Source organism: Streptomyces sp. 7-21 (assembly GCF_016741785.1).
Taxonomy (GTDB): domain Bacteria; phylum Actinomycetota; class Actinomycetes; order Streptomycetales; family Streptomycetaceae; genus Streptomyces.
Map to the genome: position 1 here is coordinate 319,973 of NZ_JAERRL010000001.1, position 20,486 is coordinate 340,458.

General features: G+C 74.2%; 15 protein-coding genes. 10 read left to right on the top strand and 5 right to left on the bottom strand.

Going from position 1 to position 20,486, the window contains the following annotated elements; all coding sequences use genetic code 11:
* Window positions 1-37 precede the first annotated feature (37 nt).
* The 6 genes from JK356_RS01555 to JK356_RS01580 all read left to right on the top strand — a co-directional run bounded on the left by JK356_RS01555 (window position 38) and on the right by JK356_RS01580 (window position 6,567).
* Window positions 38-373: a DUF3817 domain-containing protein gene (locus JK356_RS01555; protein ID WP_201865608.1), complete on the top strand. Its 336-nt coding sequence runs from the start codon at window positions 38-40 to the stop codon at window positions 371-373.
* Window positions 374-472: 99 nt separating this feature from the next.
* Entirely contained in the window at window positions 473-2,179 is a 1,707-nt protein-coding gene (locus JK356_RS01560; protein WP_201865609.1) for a methylmalonyl-CoA mutase, read from the top strand.
* Between the two features lie 70 nt (window positions 2,180-2,249).
* On the top strand, window positions 2,250-3,212 hold the full coding sequence (locus JK356_RS01565; RefSeq protein WP_201865610.1) for a tetratricopeptide repeat protein: 963 nt from the start codon (window positions 2,250-2,252) through the stop codon (window positions 3,210-3,212).
* A gap of 492 nt (window positions 3,213-3,704) precedes the next feature.
* Window positions 3,705-4,325, top strand: a complete 621-nt coding sequence (locus tag JK356_RS01570; protein ID WP_201865611.1) for a DUF6230 family protein — start codon at window positions 3,705-3,707, stop codon at window positions 4,323-4,325.
* A 105-nt stretch (window positions 4,326-4,430) separates the two neighbouring features.
* Window positions 4,431-4,976 (top strand): DUF6114 domain-containing protein, encoded by a 546-nt coding sequence (locus JK356_RS01575; RefSeq protein ID WP_307815352.1) that lies wholly within the window; start codon window positions 4,431-4,433, stop codon window positions 4,974-4,976.
* Window positions 4,966-6,567 (top strand): hypothetical protein, encoded by a 1,602-nt coding sequence (locus JK356_RS01580; RefSeq protein WP_201865612.1) that lies wholly within the window; start codon window positions 4,966-4,968, stop codon window positions 6,565-6,567. The genes JK356_RS01575 and JK356_RS01580 overlap by 11 nt, the downstream gene beginning before the upstream one ends.
* An 81-nt stretch (window positions 6,568-6,648) precedes the next feature.
* Here JK356_RS01580 and pyk read toward each other — a convergent pair whose 3' ends face one another.
* Window positions 6,649-8,082: a pyruvate kinase gene (gene pyk, locus JK356_RS01585; protein WP_201865613.1), complete on the bottom strand. Its 1,434-nt coding sequence runs from the start codon at window positions 8,080-8,082 to the stop codon at window positions 6,649-6,651.
* Window positions 8,083-8,287: 205 nt separating this feature from the next.
* Between pyk and JK356_RS01590 the strand changes: the two genes are divergently transcribed.
* The 3 genes from JK356_RS01590 (at window position 8,288) to JK356_RS01600 (ending at window position 11,273) form a co-directional block, all read left to right on the top strand.
* On the top strand, window positions 8,288-9,313 hold the full coding sequence (locus JK356_RS01590; protein WP_201865614.1) for an ATP-dependent 6-phosphofructokinase: 1,026 nt from the start codon (window positions 8,288-8,290) through the stop codon (window positions 9,311-9,313).
* 185 nt (window positions 9,314-9,498) lie between these two features.
* Entirely contained in the window at window positions 9,499-10,479 is a 981-nt protein-coding gene (locus JK356_RS01595; RefSeq protein ID WP_201865615.1) for an ATP-binding cassette domain-containing protein, read from the top strand.
* Entirely contained in the window at window positions 10,476-11,273 is a 798-nt protein-coding gene (locus tag JK356_RS01600) for an ABC transporter permease (RefSeq protein WP_201865616.1), read from the top strand. The genes JK356_RS01595 and JK356_RS01600 overlap by 4 nt, the downstream gene beginning before the upstream one ends.
* 32 nt (window positions 11,274-11,305) lie before the next feature.
* Here the strand turns inward: JK356_RS01600 and JK356_RS01605 are convergent, their stop codons facing one another.
* Together JK356_RS01605 and JK356_RS01610 are read right to left on the bottom strand one after the other, a co-directional pair.
* Window positions 11,306-14,548, bottom strand: coding sequence for a BTAD domain-containing putative transcriptional regulator (locus JK356_RS01605; RefSeq protein ID WP_201865617.1), 3,243 nt, complete (start codon window positions 14,546-14,548; stop codon window positions 11,306-11,308).
* Between the two features lie 21 nt (window positions 14,549-14,569).
* Entirely contained in the window at window positions 14,570-15,520 is a 951-nt protein-coding gene (locus tag JK356_RS01610) for a serine/threonine dehydratase (RefSeq protein WP_201865618.1), read from the bottom strand.
* A gap of 43 nt (window positions 15,521-15,563) precedes the next feature.
* On the opposite strand from JK356_RS01610, the gene JK356_RS01615 reads away from it, so the two are divergent.
* Window positions 15,564-16,793, top strand: coding sequence for an amidohydrolase (locus JK356_RS01615; protein WP_201865619.1), 1,230 nt, complete (start codon window positions 15,564-15,566; stop codon window positions 16,791-16,793).
* A gap of 19 nt (window positions 16,794-16,812) precedes the next feature.
* On the opposite strand, the gene glgB is transcribed toward JK356_RS01615, so the two are convergent.
* Window positions 16,813-19,074 (bottom strand): 1,4-alpha-glucan branching protein GlgB, encoded by a 2,262-nt coding sequence (gene glgB / locus JK356_RS01620; RefSeq protein WP_201865620.1) that lies wholly within the window; start codon window positions 19,072-19,074, stop codon window positions 16,813-16,815.
* Entirely contained in the window at window positions 19,028-20,473 is a 1,446-nt protein-coding gene (locus JK356_RS01625; RefSeq protein WP_201865621.1) for a phosphotransferase, read from the bottom strand. The genes glgB and JK356_RS01625 overlap by 47 nt, the downstream gene beginning before the upstream one ends.
* Window positions 20,474-20,486: the final 13 nt, after the last annotated feature.

Sequence of the window (20,486 nt, forward strand, 5' to 3'; positions counted from 1 at the left end):
TGAAGATCGCCCGGAATGAACCGATAGGCTCTCCGCCATGAAGCGGAGTGTGCTCACGCGGTACCGGACCATGGCCTACGTCACCGCGGTGATGCTGCTGGTCCTGTGTACGTGCATGGTCTTCAAGTACGGCTTCGACACGGGTGAGGACGTCACGCTCGTGGTCTCGCAGGCCCACGGCCTGCTGTTCATGGTCTACCTGGTCTTCGCGTTCGACCTCGGCCACAAGGCCCGCTGGCCGTTCGGCAAGCTGCTGTGGGTGCTGGCCTCAGGCACCATCCCGCTGGCCGCGTTCTTCGTGGAGCGGAAGGTGGCCGCGGAGGTCCGGCCGCTGGTCGAGGCCGAGCCCGCCCAGGAGCCGGTCAGCGCCTGAGCGGCCCGGCCTGCCGCGTCTCTCGCGCCCGGCGCCCGCCGGGTGCGGCGCCGGGCGCTGTGCTCGACGATTAGTTGGACGTCCAAGTAAATTGGACGCATGGACGCAGACGCCATCGCAGAGGGCCGCCGACGCTGGCAGGCCCGGTACGACGCGGCCCGCACCCGGGACGCCGACTTCACCACGCTCTCCGGTGACCCCGTGGAGCCCGTCTACGGCCCTGCCCCCGGCGACACCTACGAGGGCTTCGAGCGGATCGGCTGGCCGGGGGAGTTCCCCTTCACCCGCGGGCTGTACCCGACCGGCTACCGGGGCAGGACGTGGACCATCCGCCAGTTCGCCGGCTTCGGCAGCGCGCGGCAGACCAACGAGCGCTACCGCATGATCCTCAAGGCCGGGGGCGGCGGTCTGTCCGTGGCCTTCGACATGCCGACGCTGATGGGCCGCGACTCCGACGAGCCGCGCTCGCTCGGCGAGGTCGGCCACTGCGGCGTGGCCATCGACTCCGCCGCCGACATGGACGTCCTCTTCGACGGCATCCCGCTGGGCGAGGTCACCACCTCGATGACCATCAGCGGGCCGGCCGTGCCGGTCTTCTGCATGTACCTGGTCGCCGCCGAGCGCCAGGGCGCCGACCCCGGCGCCCTGAACGGCACGCTCCAGACCGACATCTTCAAGGAGTACATCGCCCAGAAGGAGTGGCTCTTCCCGCCCGAGCCCCACCTGCGGCTCATCGGCGACCTGATGGAGTACACCTCGCGCCACATCCCGGCCTACAAGCCGCTGTCCGTCTCGGGCTACCACATCCGGGAGGCGGGCTCGACCGCGGCGCAGGAGCTGGCGTACACGCTGGCCGACGGCTTCGCCTACGTGGAGCTGGGCCTGAGCCGGGGCCTCGCCGTCGATGACTTCGCTCCAGGGCTGTCGTTCTTCTTCGACGCCCACATCGACTTCTTCGAGGAGATCGCCAAGTTCCGCGCCGCCAGGCGGATCTGGGCCCGCTGGATGCGCGACGTGTACGGCGCGCGGACCGAGCGGGCGCAGTGGCTGCGGTTCCACACCCAGACCGCCGGGGTGTCCCTCACCGCGCAGCAGCCCTACAACAACGTGGTGCGCACCGCCATCGAGGCGCTGGCCGCCGTGCTCGGCGGCACGAACTCCCTCCACACCAACGCCCTCGACGAGACGCTCGCGCTGCCCAGCGAGCAGGCGGCCGAGATCGCCCTGCGCACCCAGCAGGTGCTCATGGAGGAGACCGGCGTCACCAACGTGGCCGACCCGCTGGGCGGCTCCTGGTACGTCGAGCGCCTGACCGACCGCCTGGAGGAGCAGGCGGAGCGGATCTTCGAAGAGATCCTCGACCGCGGCCGCCGCGCCGCCGCCCGCTCCGGCGGCGAGCACCCCATCGGCCCGGTGACCGCCGGGCTGCTCAGCGGCATCGAGGACGGCTGGTTCACCTCCCAGATCGCCGAGGCGTCCTTCCGCTACCAGCAGGCCCTGGAGAAGGGCGAGAAGAAGGTCGTCGGCGTCAACTGCTACACCGGCTCGGTCACCCGCGACATCGAGATTCTGCGCGTCAGCCACGAGGTGGAGCGGCAGCAGGTGCGCGACCTGGCCCGGCGGAAGGCGGAACGCGACGACGCGGCGGTGCGTGCCGCCCTCGCCAGCCTGCTTGAGGCGGCCCGGAGCGACCGGAACATGATCGAGCCCATGCTGGAGGCGGTGCGCGCCGAGGCCACCCTGGGCGAGATCTGCGGTGCGCTGCGTGAGGAGTGGGGCAGCTACACCGAGCCGCCCGGCTTCTGACGTCCGGCCCGGGAGCGGCGCCGCCGAGGCGCGTTCCCGGGCGGGCGCGTGAGGGGGGAGACTGTATGCCATGCAGCCACGCAACATGTCCATGAGCGGAGCCGTCGACCTCTCCGCGGTGAAGGCGGCCGCAGAGGCCAAGCAGAAGGCCGAGCAGGCCAGGGCCCAGCGGGCGGCCCAGCAGGGTGGGCAGCAGGCGGCTGCCGCGCCGCGGCTCGTGATCGACGTCGATGAGGCGGGCTTCGAACAGGAGGTGCTCCAGCGCAGCACCGAGGTGCCCGTCGTCATCGACTTCTGGGCGGAGTGGTGCCAGCCGTGCAAGCAGCTCAGCCCGGTCCTGGAGCGCCTGGCCCAGGAGTACGCCGGCAAGTTCGTGCTGGCCAAGATCGACGTCGACCGCAACCAGATGCTGTTCCAGCAGTTCGGCGTCCAGGGCATCCCGGCGGTGTTCGCGGTCATCGCGGGCCAGGCCCTGCCGCTGTTCCAGGGGGCCGCGCCCGAGCCGCAGGTGCGGCAGGTGCTCGACCAGCTGATCGAGGCCGCCGAGCAGCGGTTCGGCGTCGCCGGGGCGCCCGTCGGCGACGGCGCGCAGCAGGCCCAGCAGCAGCCGCAGCCGCCGTCCAACCCCGCGCTCGCGGCCGCGCACAGCGCCCTGGACGCGGGCGACCTGGGCGGCGCCATCCAGGCGTACAAGAACGTGCTGGCCGACGATCCGGCCAACCAGGAGGCGAAGGTGGGGCTCGCCCAGGCCGAGCTGCTCCAGCGCGTGCGAGGGCTCGACCCGCAGCAGACGCGGCAGGCGGCGGCCGACAACCCCAAGGACGTCGCCGCCCAGCTCGCCGCCGCCGACCTCGACATGGTGGGCGGCCACGTGGAGGACGCCTTCGGGCGGCTGGTCAGCACGGTGCAGCGGACGGCGGGCGAGGACCGCGACACCGCCCGGCTGCGCCTGCTGGAGCTGTTCGAGGTGGTGGGACCGGAGGACCCGCGCGTGGTGTCCGCCCGGGGTGCCCTGGCCCGCGTCCTGTTCTGACCAGCGCTGGTTTTCCGCAGCGTCGCTGGCACGGGCCACTGCCTCAGAAGTTGACGACGGCCGCCTTTACCAAATCTTAGTAAAGGCGGCCGTTGTGACGTTCGGTTAACCATAAGTGGGGGGTTTACGGGGGTTTTCCCGTCTTGTAAGCCGCAGGTTTCTGCGGCTATCTTTCACTCTCTGTATGCGATCGTGGGCGCGCGGCAGTGTCCTGGCACATTCGCATTACCGACTGGTAACGAACCCCTTGTGTGCGGACGTGAGATGGACCACGATCGGCCAAGCCGACTCTCGCCACGTGTCGGCGCCGGACCAGGGGGGTGCCCGTCTGCCGGGGCCTGGTCCGGTGCGAGCCGTGCAACCAGCCGCGGTCAGTGGCTGTCGCCGGGGTGCAGACCGGGGACAACGAGCTTCTCCCTCCGGGTCGTGGCTGGCTTGGCGACCACTGGGCGGGCCGGTCCGGAGATGTTCGTCCGAGAAGGAGGAAAGTACATGGAGTCACAGGCTCGCGGCGGCACCAGATGGCGGCGATTCGGCCTGGTCATGGTGCCGAGCGTGGCCGCTACAGCCGCCATCGGCATCGCACTCGCGCAGGGGGCTCTCGCCGCGTCGTTCGCCGTCTCCGGTCAGCAGTTCAAGGTGTCGGCGGACCGGCTGGTCGGTGAGGGCTTCGTCCAGTACGGATCGGTGGTCGATCCGTCGGGCAAGAACGAGCAGCCCGTGTCGATCTCGGCGTTCGACAGCGCCGACATCACCAATCTCTGCCAGTCGGTAGTCATACCGGGGATCCCTGTCATAGGTGACGTCACGCTCCAGCTGGGGGCGGGCAGCGATCCGGACAACCCGGTGCGGGCGGAGAACCTCTTCATCGACATCGCGCAGCTCGACGCCTCGGAAGCGGTGTTCAGCAACGTCGACATCGGCGTCAGCGTCGACAGCACCACCAAGGGGCCTGACCCGACCGGCGACACGCTGCCGGGTTCGTTCGCCCAGCAGGCCGACGAGGTCGAGCTGAGGAACATCGAACAGACCGCATGGGCCACGTCCGCGGGATCGTTCCGGCTGACTGACTTCAGCCTGGACCTGTCCCTCGGCCGTAACGAGTGCTTCTAGCGGCCTGAACCGCCCCTGGGGCAGGGGGAATGGCGCCTCTGCCCCAGGAGCACCGCACGTATCGTGCATCCCGCCAACGTAAGCGCCACCAGGGGAGTACGTGCCGTGAGCACTCAGACCGACGAACGCGCAGCGACCTCGCGCTTCACCCGGGGCCGTCTGGCCTTCCGGTACTTCAGATGGCGGCGCCCCTTCTGGGCGGGCCTGTTCACCATCCTGGCCGGCGGCCCCATCCTGTACTTCCCCTACGCGCACGTCACCCTGGGCGACCTGACGATCCGCATGTCCACGACGGCCGGAGCCGGATCCCTGGTGATCGGCGTGCTGCTGATCGTCCTCGGCCTGACGATGTGGTTCCAGCCGCACGTGAGGGTCTTCGCCGGGGTCGCGGCCATCATGCTGGCGCTGGTCTCGCTGGTGGTCTCCAACTTCGGAGGCTTCTTCCTGGGATTCCTGTGCGGACTCGTAGGCGGGGGGATGGCCATCGCCTGGATGCCGGGACAGCCGGCGTCCAGCACGGAGCAGGACAAGCAGGCGGACGGGCAGCCGCCGACCGCGACGCCCGGCACCGGCAGCGCTCTGGCCGACTTCGACAGCCGGGCACCGGAGCGCGACCCGGTACCGGGGAAGGGGGCACAACGTGCCGATTAACAAGCCCGGCGGGGCCATACCGGGCGCCGGCGGCAGCCGGGGCAGCGGCAAACGGGGAGGACACGAGCGGGGCGGCGCCGAGGCGGACGCCCGCGAGGACGGCCCGGTTATGCGGCCGGAGGGGCGGCACGCCGCACCGCGCCGGACCCTCCTGCGGCGTCTGCAGATGCCGGTGGGCAAGGCGGTCGCGCTGGCGGCCATGCCGTCGGCCGTGTTCCTCGGGACGGGGTTCACCTCGCCGCTGGCCAAGGCTGACCCGCAGCCCGAGGACCGCTACCAGCCAGGGGCCTGCGTCGAGATGCCGGATGCGGCACCGGAGCAGGACGAGGAAGACCGCCAGGACCAGCAGGACCGGGACGAGCAGGAGACAGCGCAGGACGACGGGGAGTCCGGCGGCGGCCAGGACGGTGCGGACAGTGACGACCCCGCCCGCACCCGGCGGTCCGGTTCCGCCAGTGAGTCCGGGGCGTCGGAGGAAACCAGCGGACCGGACGGGGACCAGGACGCGGCGGACACCGGCGCCGGCCGGGACGGCACGGGCGACAGCTCCGGGCAGGACCAGGCCACGGGCGGGACGGACACCACCGGCGAGAGCGCGTCCGGCGACGAGGAGCCCGGGGACGAGGACGACGACGAGTCCGGCTCCGGCTCCGGATTTCTCGGCCTGCCCACCCTGGAGGAGATCGGCCAGGGGCTGATCGACTTCTTCACTCCGGGCAGCGGCCGGGAAGAGGAGGCCAGCGGCGAGGAGAGCGCCGGCGACGCCCAGGACGACGGAGCGGACGACGGCGGGGACGACAGCGGGGACGACAGCGGGGACGACAGTGCCGGCCAGCAGGACCCCCTCGGCGGCGACGTGGAGGCCCCCGAGCCCGGCCAGGCGCCCGCGGAGAACCGGCGCGGCGAGCAGGCCCGCCGCGACGAGGAGGCCGAACCGGACGAGGAGGACGACGACCCGGACGGCGAGAGCGACGAGCCCGAAGAGCCCGGCGACGACACCGGCGAGAACGCCGCGGACGGCGACCAGGAGCCGGACCGCCCCGCATCACCGGAGGAGGACCCCTTCGCCCCCGACGAGCAGGGCCGCGTGCCCTTCCCCTGCCCCCTCGAGGGAGCCGTCGCGGGCACCGACGAGCAGACGCCGGTCACGCTGCCCAACGACCCCTGGTACCTGGAAGCCAGCTCTCTCACGCTCTACGGCCTCGACTACCACGGCGTCGTCAACGTCACCACGGCGGACGGCACCGTCAAGCAGGCGCTGAAGTTCACGGCCGAGCGCATCGACATCGGGGACCTGCACCAGATCGTCGACGCGCCCGGCGGCGTCCGGCGCCACGTGGGCACCGAGCCCGGCTCGACCTCCACGTTCCGCAACGGCACGGTGACCATGTACACCGAACGGCTCGAGGGCAAGCTCTTCGGCATCGTCCCGATCGTCTTCGACCCCGAGCACCAGCCGCCGATCGACCTGCCGATCGCCCACTTCACCGATGTGTTCGTGACGCAGGCCGGGCAGTTCGGCGGCGAGCTGACGATGACGGGCATGAGCTCCTACCTCACCGACGACGGCCCGACGGTCCCGGCCGGCTGACCGGGGGCGGGAGCCAGCGGCACGGGGCCGGCCGCCGGGGCGCCGGCGGCCGGCCCCGGCCATGGCGCCGGCGGGTGCGGCTCAGACGCCGCCCGCGGCGCCGTTGAGGTGGTGCACCCGCACCATGTTGGTCGTGCCCGGCACACCGGGGGGCGAGCCGGCGGTGATGATCAGGGTGTCGCCCGGCTGGTAGCGGTTCAGCTTGGTCACCTCGGCGTCGCACAGCTCGACCATCTCGTCGGTGTGGTTGGCGTACGGCACCACGAACGTCTCCACGCCCCACGTCAGCGACAGCTGGTTGCGGGTGGCCGGCTCCGTCGTGAACGCCAGGATCGGCTGGACCGCCCGGTACCGGGAGAGCCGCCGCGCCGTGTCGCCGGACTTCGTGAACGCCACCAGTGCCCTGGCGCCGAGGAAGTCCGCCATCTCGCACGCCGCACGGGCCACGGACCCGCCCTGGGTGCGCGGCTTCTTCTCCTCGTCCAGCGGCTGGAGGCCGCGCGAGAGCAGCTCCTGCTCGGCCGCCTTGACGATCTTGGACATCGTCTTGACCGTCTCGATCGGGTAGCGGCCCACCGAGGACTCGGCCGACAGCATCACCGCGTCCGCGCCGTCCAGGATCGCGTTGGCCACGTCCGACGCCTCCGCGCGCGTCGGACGGGAGTTCTCGATCATGGACTCCATCATCTGCGTCGCCACGATCACCGGTTTGGCGTTGCGGCGGCACCGCTCGATGAGCTGCTTCTGCACCATCGGGACCTTCTCCAGCGGATACTCCACCGCCAGGTCCCCGCGAGCGACCATGACGCCGTCGAAGGCGGCCACGACCTCGTCCATGTTCTCGACCGCCTGCGGCTTCTCCACCTTGGCGATCACCGGCACGCGCCGCCCGACCCGGTCCATCACCTGGTGCACGTCGCGGACGTCCTCCGCGTTGCGGACGAACGACAGCGCCACCATGTCGCAGCCGAGGCGGAGCGCGAACTCCAGGTCCTCGACGTCCTTCTCCGACAGCGCCGGGACGTTCACGGCCACGCCGGGCAGGTTGATGCCCTTGTGGTCGGAGATCACGCCGCCCTCGATGACGATCGTGCGCACCCGGGGGCCGTCCACCTCGGTGACCTGGAGCGAGACGTTGCCGTCGTTGATGAGGATCGTCTCGCCCTTGGCCACGTCGGCCGGCAGGCCCTTGTAGGTGGTGCCGCAGATGGTGCGGTCCCCGGGAACGTCCTCCGTGGTGATCGTGAACTCGTCGCCGCGCTTGAGCTCGACCGGGCCGTCCTTGAACGTCTCCAGGCGGATCTTCGGCCCCTGGAGGTCGGCCAGCACGCCGACGGCCTTGCCGGTCTCCTCGCTCGCCTTGCGGACCCGGTGGTAGCGCTCCTCGTGCTCCTGGTGGGTACCGTGGCTGAAGTTGAAACGGGCGACGTTCATGCCGGCGTCGATGAGCATCTTCAGCTTGTCGAACGAATCGACGGCGGGGCCCAGGGTGCAGACGATCTTGGAGCGGCGCATGGTGGCGATCCTATCGGTTTGTTCCGAGGCGGAATAATGGCGGTCGCACGCCCGCCATCTCGACCGTACTCGCCCTCCCGGGGGCGGCGCGCGGCGGATCCGCGAGCGCCGTTCGTACGCGCCCGCGAGGCGTGAAAGAATTCCCGCGGCCCCGACGGTGAGGCCCGCGCCACACGCGTCCACAGCGAGACAGGAGACCTACGCCATGCGTATCGGCGTTCTCACGGCGGGCGGTGACTGCCCCGGCCTCAACGCTGTCATCCGCTCGGTCGTCCACCGGGCCGTGGCGGACCGAGGCGACCAGGTGATCGGCTTCGAAGACGGCTTCAAGGGCCTGCTGGAAGGCCGGTACCGGGAGCTCGACCTCGACGCCGTCAGCGGCATCCTCGCCCGTGGCGGGACGATCCTCGGCTCCAGCCGGCTGGAGCGGGCGCGGCTGCGGGACGCGTGCGAGAACGCTGAGGCGTTCCGCCGCAAGCTGAGCCTGGACGCCCTCATCCCGATCGGCGGCGAGGGCACCCTGACCGCCGCGCACATGCTCGCCGAGGCGGGCATCCCCGTCGTCGGCGTGCCCAAGACGATCGACAACGACATCTCCGCCACCGACCGCACCTTCGGTTTCGACACGGCGGTCGGCGTGGCCACCGAGGCCATCGACCGGCTCAAGACCACCGCCGAGTCCCACCAGCGCGTCATGGTCGTCGAGGTCATGGGCCGTCACACCGGCTGGATCGCCATGGAGGCGGGCATGGCGGGCGGCGCCCACGGCATCTGCGTGCCCGAGCGCCCCTTCCAGGTGGACGACCTGTGCAAGATGGTCGAGGACCGGTTCGCGCGCGGCAAGAAGTTCGCGGTCATCTGCGTCGCCGAGGGTGCCCGGCCCGCCGAGGGCTCCATGCCGTACGAGCGCGGCGAGATCGACCAGTACGGGCACGAGCGGTTCGCCGGCATCGGCAACCGGCTGGCCGGGGAGCTGGAGAAGCGCCTCGGCAAGGAGGCCCGCGCCATGATCCTCGGCCACATCCAGCGCGGCGGCACGCCGACGGCCTACGACCGGGTGCTGGCCACCCGCTTCGGCTGGCACGCGGTGGAGGCCGCGCACCGCGGCGAGTTCGGCAAGATGACCGCCCTGAAGGGCACGGAGATCGAGCTGGTGCCGCTGGCCGACGCGACCGCCGAGCTCAAGCGCGTGCCGCAGTACCGCATGGACGAGACCGAAGCGGTCTTCTGACCGCCCACGGCATACCGGCCCGCGCTGACAGCCAGCTGACACGGGCCGCACCCCGCCGCACGGTCCGCTGACGGCCTGTCGTCAGCGGACCGTGCGCGTGCTGCCAGCGCTCCCTGGCAGCGTCCCCTCCTGTCGCGGCTGCCGCGACGCACCACCGGCACCACCGACAGGAAGGAGAAGCCGCCGTGAGCTATGCCATCCAGGCCGAGGGCCTGGTGAAGCGCTTCGGCGAGACCACGGCGCTGGCGGGGACCGACCTGGCCGCCCGGCAGGGCACCGTGCTCGGCGTCCTGGGGCACAACGGGGCGGGCAAGACCACGGCCGTCCGCATCCTGGCCACCCTGCTGCGCCCCGACGCCGGCCGCGCCCGCGTCGCCGGCTACGACGTGCGCCGCCAGCCCGCCGAGGTGCGGCGCCGCATCGGGCTCACCGGACAGTACGCCTCGGTCGACGAGGACCTCACCGGCACCGAGAACCTCGTGATGATCGCGCGGCTGCTCGGGCTGCCGCGCGCCGAGGCCCGCGCCCGCGCGGCCGGCCTGCTGGAGCGGTTCGGCCTCACCGGGGCGGCGGGCCGCCGCGCCAGCGCCTACTCGGGCGGCATGCGCCGCCGCCTGGACCTCGCGGCCAGCCTCGTCGGCCGGCCGGAGGTGATCTTCCTCGACGAGCCGACCACGGGCCTGGACCCCGCCGGGCGCGACGAGGTGTGGGCGATGGTCCGCCAGCAGGTCGCCGAGGGCGCCACCGTGCTGCTGACGACCCAGTATCTCCAGGAGGCCGACGCGCTGGCCGACGACCTGGCGGTGGTCAGCCGCGGCACCGTCATCGCCCGGGGCACCCCGCAGCGGCTGAAGGCCGTGGCCGGCGGCCAGACCCTCCAGGTGCGGCCCGCCGACCCGGAGCGGCTGCCCGAGGCGGCGGCCCTGCTGGAGCGGATCAGCGGCCACCCGGCGGCCTTCCCGGGGCAGGGCGTGGCCAGCGTGCCCGTAGCCGGCGACGGCGCGCTGGCCGAGGCCGTCGCGGGGTTCGCGCAGCGGGGCATCACCGTGACCGAGCTCGCGCTGCGGCTGCCCAGCCTGGACGAGGTGTTCGCTTCGCTCGCCGGTGACGGCCAGCGGACCGCCGTGCCCGGCCCGTCCGCGCCGAAGGAGGCGACCCGCGCATGACCGCAACCGCCCCCTCTGCCACGGCCGCCGCGCCGCGCCTGCGCGTGGCCGCGCACAGCCTGACGCTGGCCCGGCGCAGCCTCACCAAGACCCTGCGGACGCCGGAGCAGCTGATCGACGTCACGCTCCAGCCGGTCATCTTCCTGTCGCTGTTCCTCTACCTGCTGGGCGGCGCCGTGGCCGGCTCCCGCGGCGAGTACCTGACGTTCCTGCTCCCCGCGGTCATGGTGCAGACGGTGGTGTTCGCCGCCACCGCCACCGGCATCAACCTCAACAACGACATCAGCAAAGGCGTGTTCGACAGGTTCCGCAGCCTGCCCATCGCCCGCTCCGCGCCGCTGCTCGGCGCCGTGCTGGGCGACATGATCAGGTCCGTCGTCTGCGTCACCGTGCTGCTGGGCTTCGGCTACGCGCTGGGGGTCCGCGTCGCCACCGGCCCGCTGTCCGCCCTGGCGGGCTGCCTGCTGGTCCTCGCCTTCGGCTTCGCGGTCACCTGGGGCTCGGTGCTGCTGGGCGTCCTGGCGCGGGAGCCCGGCAGCGTGCAGGGAATCCTGTTCCTGGCGATGTTCCCGCTGACCTTCGGCACCGACATGATCACGCCCGCTGAGACGATGCCGGGCTGGCCCCAGTGGTGGGTGAACGTCAACCCCGTCACCGACGTCATGGCGGCGGCGCGCGCCCTGCTCACCGGCGGGCCGGCCGCCGGGCCGGTGCTGCGGGCCCTGGCGTGGTCGGCCGCCCTGTTCGCCGTCCTGTTCCCGCTGGCCGTCCGCGCCTACCGGCGCAAGACCTGACGGCGCCGGCCCCCGGGCCGGGGCCGCCGCCTTCACTCCAGGGCGTCCGCCAGCGCGGCCACCGCCTGGTCCCGCGGCAGCGCAGCACCGGTGGCGTAGGCGGCGGCATAGGCCGCCTCGCCCAGCCGGTCCCGCAGCCGCGCGGCGACCGCGCCGGCCTCGGGGCCCGGCTCCGCCATGCCCGCCAGCGACTCCACCGCGCCGAGCACGCGCGCGGCCCGTTCCGCCTGGCCCCGGGCCGCGCACAGCGCCGCGACGCCGACGCCGACCGCGGCGGTCACCGGCATGTCCTCCTCGGGCCCCACCTCCGCCAGCGCCTGCCGGAGCAGGGCGGCCGCCTCGTGCGGCGGCCGGGTCAGGCTCGCCGAGGCCCGGGCCAGCGCGCTGAGCTGCGGCTGGACGTACGGGCCCCGCTCCAGCTGCGCCAGCGCCGCCGCGTACCGCCGGCCCGCCTCGTGGCGCTCGCCTCCCCAGCGCAGCACGTCCCCCAGGACGAGGTTGCCGTAGACCGCGAGGTAGACCGAGCCCTCCCGCTCCGCGCGGGCGGTCAGCTCCCGCAGCCGGGCGCGGGCCGCCTCGCTCTCGCCCTGGCGCGCCCGCACGGCGGCCAGCCGGATGTCGGTGCTGCTGCCGTCCTCGTCGGCGCGCAGCTCCCGCAGCAGGCGGCGCGCCTCCTCCAGCGCCGCCCGCGCGGCGCCCAGGTCGCCGCGCCGGGCCGCCAGGTCCCCCAGCGAGGTAAGCGTCATCGACAGGCCCCACCGGTCGCCGACCCGCCGGAACCCCTCGGCCGCCGCCTCCAGTTCGGCCCGCTGCTCCCCGGGGCGGCCGTCGTTCTCGCACATCGCGCCCCGCAGCAGCCGCACCATGGCCCGCGACCACGCGTCCGGCTGGCGCGCCACGGCCTCTTCGCCCAGCGCCGAGTCCCGCGCGCCGCGCCCGGTGAACAGCGCCAGCGCCGACTCGGCCACGGACAGCACCGGATGGCGGGCCAGCTCGCCGGCGGGCGCCGCCCGCCGCGCCTCGGCGATCGTGCGGCGCAGCGCCGCGGCCGACTCCTCGCTCTTCCGCGGATCGCCGCCCGCGCCCTGGTTGCTCACGTAGTACACGGTGCACATCAGCCGGGCACCTGGCGGCGACTCGCCCGGCACCGCCAGCGCCGTGCCCAGCCAGCTGGCCGCCTCGCGGTGGTTGCCCCGCATCGTCCAGAACAGCCCGAGCGCCGCGCCCAGCCGGACGGCGGTGGCGGCGTCACCCACGGCCGCGGCGTGGCGCAGCGCGGCCAGCACGTTGTCCCGCTCCGCGACCAGCCGCATGATCCACCGCACCTGGTCCGGGCCGCGCAGCCGCGGCTCGGCCTCCTCGGCCAGCGCGAGGAAACACGCCGCGTGCGCGTCCCGCGCCGCGCGGAGCGCGCCCCGCGCGGCCAGCCGCTCCGCGCCGTACTCGCGCAGCGTCTCCAGCATCCGGAACCGCGGCTCCTCGTCGTCCTCGGCGGCGTCGCCGGCGTCGTCGGCGAGCTGGAGCAGCGACTTGTCGGCCAGCGACACCAGCAGGTCCAGTGCCCGGACGGCGGACACCCCGGCGACCGGGGCGGCCGTGGCGGGCGTGATGCTCCCGGCGAAGACGGCCAGCCGCTCGGCGAAGCGCCGCTCGTCGGGGCTGAGCAGCTCCCAGCTCCAGGCCACCACGGCCCGCAGCGTCTGGTGGCGGGGTGCGGCGGTGCGTCCGCCGCCCGTCAGCAGGCGGAACCGGTCGTCCAGCCGCGCCACGAGCTGCGCGGGCGTGAAGGTCCGCAGCCGCGCCGCCGCCAGCTCGATGGCCAGCGGCAGCCCGTCGAGCCGGCGGCACAGCTCTACGACGCTGGCGGCGTTGGCGCCGGTCACCGCAAAGCCGGGGCGCACGGCCGCGGCCCGGTCCGCCAGCAGCCGCACGGCGGGGCAGGACAGCGCCTCGGCCGCCCCGGCGCCGGGCCGGGGCAGCGGCAGCGGCGGCACCGGGCACAGCGCCTCGCCGGGGACGCCCAGCGGCTCGCGGCTCGTCGCCAGGATCCGCAGCCGGGGAAGCGCGCCGAGCAGCCGGTCGGCCAGCGCGGCGACCGCGTCGATGAGGTGCTCGCAGTTGTCCAGGACCAGCAGCGTGGGGGTGGCCGGCAGCTCCCGCAGCAGCACGGCCAGGGGGTCGCGGTCCACCGGGACGCGCACCGGCGACTGCGTGACGTGCCGCACCCGCTGCCCCAGCGCCTCCAGCACGGCCTGCGGCACGCCGCTGGGGTCGGTGACCGGCGCCAGCGAGGTGAACCACACCCCGCCGGGGTGGTCTCCGGCGGCCGCGGCGGCCGCCGTCGTCGCCAGCCGCGTCTTGCCGGCGCCGCCGGGGCCGACGAGCGTGACCAGGCGGCACTCAGCCAGCCGCTTGCCGATCAGCCGCAGCTCCTCGTCGCGGCCGACGAAGCTGGTCAGCGGCGCCCGCAGGTTCCCCGGCACCTCGCCGCGGGAGGCGCCGGCCGCTCCGGCCCGGGCGGGCGGCACCGGGGACAGCGCCGGGTCGCCCCGCAGCAGCGCCAGGTGCAGCTCCCGCAGCCCGGGCGAGGGGTCGGCCCCCAGCTCCGCGGCCAGCAGCACCCGGTACTCCTCGTAGGCGGCCAGCGCGTCCGCCTGCCGGCCGGTCGCGTACCGCGCCCGCATCAGCAAGCCGCGCGCCCGTTCCCGCAGCGGCTCCTCGGTGACCAGCGCCTCCAGGTCCGCCACGGCCGCCGTGACCCGCCCGGCGGCCAGCTCCGCCTCGGCGAGGTCCTCGCGCGCCGCGAGCCGAAGCTCGGCCAGGCGCCTGGCGGGCGCGGCGGCGAACGGGGCGTCACCGGCGTCGGCCAGGGCGGGGCCGCGCCACAGCTGAAGCGCCTCGCGCAGCAGCCGGGCCGCCGCGGGCGCGTCACTGGCGGCCAGCGCCCGCCGCGCCTGGGCCGCCGCGTCCTCAAAGCGGAGCGCGTCGACGGCGTCCCGCGGCACCGCCAGCGTGTAGCCGCCCGCGACGGAGCGCACGAGCCCGGCGTCGGGCAGGGCGCGGCGCAGCCGCGACACCAGCGACTGCAGGGCGTTGGCCTGGCCGGCCGGGGCCGCGTCGCCCCACAGCCCCGCCGCGAGGGCCTCAGCGGGCACCGGACGCCCGGCGTCCAGCGCCAGGCGGATCAGCAGCGCCCGCACGCGCGGCCCGCCGATCTCGGTACGCCGTCCGTCCTTCGCGGTGACCGCCAGCGGCCCCAGCACGCCTATTCGCACGACGGCCAGTGTCCCTCCGGGTCAGCCCAGGTCGGCGGGGTCGGTGTTGGCGCCGCACAGCAGCACGCAGGTCACCTCGTCCGGCTCCCGGACGTAGGCGCCCGAGAGCAGCGCGGCGTACGCGGTCGCTGCCGCGTGCTCGACCACCACCCGGTGCGCCTGCCACAGCTGGCGCCTGGCCGCGCGGATCGCGCTGTCGCTCACCAGCACCGACCGGGTGTGCCCGGCGGCGGCCAGGCGCACCGCGTCGGCCGAGGCCCGCCGGGCGCCCAGCGAGTCAGCGGCGACCGAGTCGACCGGCACGTCCACGGGGCGGCCGGCCGCCAGCCCGGCGTGCAGCGCCCGGCTGCCCTCCGGCTCGACGGACACCACGCGGATGCCGTGCGCGGCGGCCGCGGTCGCCATCCCGGCGAACAGCCCGCCGCCCCCGGTGGCGACGACAACGGTGGTGACGTCCGGCCGCGCGGCGCGGATCTCGTCCAGCAGCGTGCCCGCGCCCGCCGCGATCAGGGGGTTGTCGTAGGCGTGCGAGGCGAGCGCGCCGGACTGCTCCGCGAACTTGTGGGCCGCCTCGGCCGCTTCGGCGTACTCGCGGCCGCTGAGCCGGACGTCGGCGCCTTGCGCGCGCAGCGCCTCGACCTTGACGCGGGGGGCGGTCTCGGGCACGAACACCGTGGCGGGGACCTGGTGCTGGGCGGCGGCCCAGGCGCAGGCCAGGCCCGCGTTGCCGCCGGAGGCGATGACGACGCCCGCGTCGGGCATGTCACCGGCCTGGAGGTGGGCGGCGGTGAAGTTCAGCGCGCCGCGGGCCTTGAAGGAGCCGGTGTACTGGAGGAACTCCAGCGCGAACCACAGCCGTTCGCCCTCGTCCCCCGGTGCGGTGCTGGGCGGCGTGGCCGGTGTCACGGCAACGGGCCGCACCCGCCCGGCGATCCGGGACGCGGCCGCCCTGACGTCGTCATAGCTGAGCATGAGGCCAGCCTACGGACGCAGCGGTGAGATAGATTCACTGCCCATGGATGTCGCGATCAAGTCCGGATATGTCGTTCCCCTCGCCACCGCGGACGGCGGCGGTGAACCCATCGACGGCGGCACGGTGCTCATCACCGGCGGCCGGATCGCCGCTGTCGGCCCGGACGCCGAGGTCGAGGTGCCCGAGGGCGTGCGCGTGGTGGACGCCGCCGGCCGCTGGGTGCTGCCCGGCTTCGTCGAGGCGCACGCGCACCTCGGCGTGCACGAGGAGGCCGAGGGGTGGGCCGGCCAGGACACCAACGAGATGACCGACCCCAACGGCGCCCGGATGCGCGCGCTCGACGCCATCAACCCGGCTGACACCGGCTTCGGCGACGCCCTCGCGGGCGGCGTGACGACGGCCGTGGTCAAGCCCGGCTCCGGCAACCCGATAGGAGGCCAGACCGCCGCGGTCAAGTGCTGGGGGCGCAGCGTCGACGACATGCTGCTGCGGCATCCGGTCAGCGTGAAGAGCGCGCTCGGAGAGAACCCCAAGCGCGTATACGGCGAGAAGAAGCAGCTGCCGTCCACCCGGCAGGGCGTGGCCGCCGTGATCCGCGACGCCTTCACCCGCGCCCAGGACTACCGCGCCAAGCGGGCCAAGGCGGCCGAGGAGTCCGCGCCGTTCGACCGCGACCCGGCGCTGGAGGTGCTGGTGCGCGTGCTCGACGGCGAACTGCCGTGGTGCCAGCACAGCCACCGCGCGGACGACATCGCCACCGCGCTGCGCCTGGCCGACGAGTTCGGCTACCGGGTGATCCTCAACCACGGCACGGAGGCGCACCTGCTGGCCGACGAGATCGCCCGCCGGAACGTGCCGGTGATCACCGGGCCGCTGTTCACCACCCGCTCCAAGGTCGAGCTGCGGCAGCGGACCCTGGCCAACCCCGGCATCCTCGCCCGCGCCGGCGTCACGGTCGCGCTGACCACCGACCACCCGGTGGTCCCCATCAACTTCCTGGTCCACCAGGCCACGCTGAGCGTCAAGGAAGGGCTGGACCGCGCCGAGGCGCTGCGGACCATCACGGTCAACCCGGCCGCCATGATGGGCCTGGACGACCGCGTCGGCGCGCTGCGTCCCGGCCTCGACGGCGACGTGGTCATCTGGTCGGGCGACCCGCTGGACGTGATGAGCCGCGCCCTGACCGTCTTCATCGAGGGGCGCGAGGTGTACTCGTACGACGAGGAGCGGCGCGAGGGCCAGGTGCGCGACCCGTACTACCGGGAGTCCTGACCCGCCGCCGGCCGCGCGGTCACGCCGGGCGCAGCCACACGGTGGCCAGGGGCGGCAGGGTCAGCACGATGCTGGCCTGCCGCCCGTGGCAGCCCACCGGCTCCGCCTTGACCGGCCCGGCCGCGGTGGCCACGCCTCCGCCGCCGTACCCGGGCGCGTCCGTGTTCAGCGTCTCCTCCCAGGCGGGCACGTCCTCCGGCACGCCCAGGCGGTAGCCGTGCCGGACCAGGGGCGAGAAGTGGCAGACCACGAGCAGCGGATCGCCGTCCGGCGCGTGCCGCAAAAACGCCAGCACGTTGTCCTCGGCCGCCGTCGCCGTCACCCACGTGAAGCCCCGCGGCTCGCTGTCCCAGCGCCACAGCGCGGGCGTCGCGCGGTACGCGGCGTTCAGGTCGCGCACCAGATCGCGCACGCCGCGGTGGTCCGGCTCCGCGGCGTAGCCCGGATCCAGCACCCACCACTGCGGGCCCTCGGTGGCGGACCACTCCGCGCCCTGGGCGAACTCCTGGCCCATGAACAGCAGCTTCTTGCCCGGGTGCGCCCACATGTAGGCCAGGTAGGCGCGGTGGCTGGCCCGCCGCTGCCACCAGTCGCCCGGGATCTTCGACACCAGGGCGCCCTTGCCGTGGACGACCTCGTCGTGCGACACCGGCAGCACGTAGTTCTCGGCGTACGCGTACACCAGCGAGAACGTCATCTCGTCGTGGTGCCAGGCCCGGTGCACCGGGTCGCGCCCCAGGTACTGCAAGGTGTCGTGCATCCAGCCCATGTTCCACTTGAAGCCGAACCCCAGGCCGCCCTGGTCGGCCGGCCGCGTGACGCCCTCCCAGGCGGTGGACTCCTCGGCGACGGTGAGCACGCCGGGGCAGTGGCGGTAGACCGTGGTGTTCATCTCCCGCAGGAACGCCACCGCGTCCCAGTTCTCGCGCCCGCCGTCCGCGTTGGGCGTCCACTGGCCCTCGCCGCGCGAGTAGTCCAGGTAGAGCATGGAGGCCACGGCGTCCACCCGCAGCCCGTCGATGTGGAACTCCTCGCACCAGTACAGGGCGTTGGCGACCAGGAAGTTGCGCACCTCGCGCCGCCCGTAGTCGAACTCCAGCGTGCCCCAGTCGGGGTGCTCGGCGCGGCGCGGGTCGGGATGCTCGTAGGCGCACGTGCCGTCGAAGCGCGCCAGCGCCCAGGCGTCCTTGGGGAAGTGTGCGGGCACCCAGTCCAGGATCACGCCGATGCCCGCGCGGTGCAGTGAGTCCACCAGGAACCGGAAGTCGTCGGGGGAGCCCAGCCGGGCCGTGGGCGCGTAGTAGCCGGTGACCTGGTAGCCCCACGAGCCGCCGAAGGGGTGCTCCGCCACGGGCATCAGCTCGACGTGGGTGAAGCCGGTCGCGGTCACGTAGGCGGTCAGCTCGCGGGCCAGCGCGCGGTAGTCCAGGCCGGGGCGCCAGGACGGCAGGTGCACCTCGTAGACCGACATCGGCTCGGCGTGCCAGCGCCGCCGGGCGCGGGCCCGCATCCACGCGCCGTCTCCCCACGTGTACGAGCTCTCCCACACCACGGAGGCCGTCGCCGGCGGGCACTCGGTGCGCCGCGCCATCGGATCGGCGCGCAGGGTGCGCCTGCCGTCGCTGCCGTGCACCTCGAACTTGTACCGTGCGCCGGGGCCCACGCCGGGCACGAACAGCTCCCACACGCCGCTGGTGCCCAGCGAGCGCATCGGCAGCGCCGCCTGCTCGTGCCAGCCGGTGAAGTCCCCGGTCAGCCGCACCCCGCGCGCCGCCGGCGCCCACACCGTGAACCGCGTGCCCCGCTCGCCCTGGTGGCACCTCACGTGCGCTCCCAGCGCCTGCCACAGCCGCTCGTGCCGTCCCTGGCGGATCAGCTCCAGCTCCGCCGGGCCCAGTGAGGGCAGGAAGCGGTACGGATCGGCCGTCTCCTGCCGGCTGCCGTCCGGCCACCGCGTCACCAGCTGGTACGCCGGCGCCTGCGGCAGCGGCAGCACGGTGCTGAACAGCCCGTCGCCCTCGGGCCGCAGCGGCACACGCAGCCCCGCCGCGTGCAGCGTCACCCGCTGCGCGCCGGGGCGCAGGGCCCGCACCCGCACGCCCCCGCCGGGCTCCGGGTGCGGGCCGAGCAGGGCATGCGGGTTGCGGTGGACGCCCGCCAGCAGGCGGGCCCGGTCCTCGGGATTCAGCGGCACGGTGGCTCCTTTCGCGTCGTGCTCCGGCTGGGGCCGGCGGTCACAGCCGCGCCTGGGCGAGCCGGCGGATGGCGGCCATCGGCACATGCAGCCAGGCGGGACGGTGCCGGGCCTCGTACAGCACCTCGTAGACGGCCTTGTCGGTCTCGTAGGCGAGCAGCAGCTCCCGCTGCTCCAGGGGGTCGTGGCCCGAGGCCTCGGCGTAGCCCTGGCAGTAGGCGGCACGGCTGGCCCGGGACCAGGCGGCGGCCCACGCGCCGCCGGTGCGGTCCTGGCAGGCGGCGTAGTCGAACGAGCGCAGCATCCCGGCGATGTCGCGCACCGGCGGGCCGGGTTCCCGGCGCGCGGTCAGCGGCCGGGCGGGCTCGCCCTCGAAGTCGATGACGGACCACGCGCCGCCGGCCGACTCGGCGGCCGGCGCGTGCAGCACCTGCCCGAGGTGCAGGTCGCCGTGGAGGCGCTGGACGACGCAGGTGCCGCCGCGCCGGGCGTAGTCGGCGAGCGCGGCGTAAGCGCGGCTCAGCCCGTCCCGGTACGGGCGCAGCGCGGGCACGGCGCGCGCGGCCTCGGCCAGCCGCCGCGTCATGGCCTCGGCCATGCGCTCCAGCTCGTGCCGCCCCAGCACCGAGGTCGGCAGCGCGGCGGCGAGCGCGGTGTGGACCTCGGCCGTGGCGCGGCCGAGCGAGCGCGCGGCGGCGGAGAAGTCCGCCCGGTGGCTGAGGGCGGACAGCGCCAGCTGCCAGCCGTCCCGCGAACCGACGAGGTAGGGCTGGAGCACCCCCAGCGTCAGCGGCTCGCCGTCGGCGAACGCCGCCTCGAACCAGGCCGACGGCGCGGGCACCCGGGAGCAGCCCGCCTCGGCCAGCGCCAGCGGCAGCTCCAGGTCCGGGTTGATGCCGGGGCTGACCCGCCGGAAGAGCTTGAGGATCTGCGCCTCGCCGTAGACGACGGAGGAGTTGGTCTGCTCGCCGGTCAGCAGCCGGGCGGTCAGCCCGGAGGGAATGGCCGAGCCGGGGGCGCGCCCGAAGCGGAGGCTGCCGAGCCGGCCGGGTGCGCGGAACCGTTCCAGCAGCAGGGCGGCGAGCCGCGGGTCGTGGAGCGCCTCGTAGACGGCCCGGCCCCGCAGCGGCCCCTCGGCGGGATGGCCGACGAGGGCCGGGGCCAGGGCGGGCGGCAGCAGTCTGCGGACCCCCAGCAGCAGTTGGTAGCAGTCGCCGGTGGCGCGGTCGGCGCCGGGCGGGCGGGTGCGCACCAGCAGGTGCAGCAGGCCGGGCGCGTGGCCGGCGGCGGTGCAGGGCAGCAGTTCGGTGGCCGCGACGAGCGTGAGGCCGCCCAGCGGACGGCCCTTGCCGGCGAACCACCGCTGCCGGGGCAGCCAGCGCGCGAGCAGGCCCGTGAGCGAGCGGAGCAGCGCCCTGCCGTCGGGTGAGGCGGTGAGGAGCGGAAGCCGGCCGGATACCGTCCGGGGCGAGGCGCTGTCCGACATGGCGTCCTTTCCC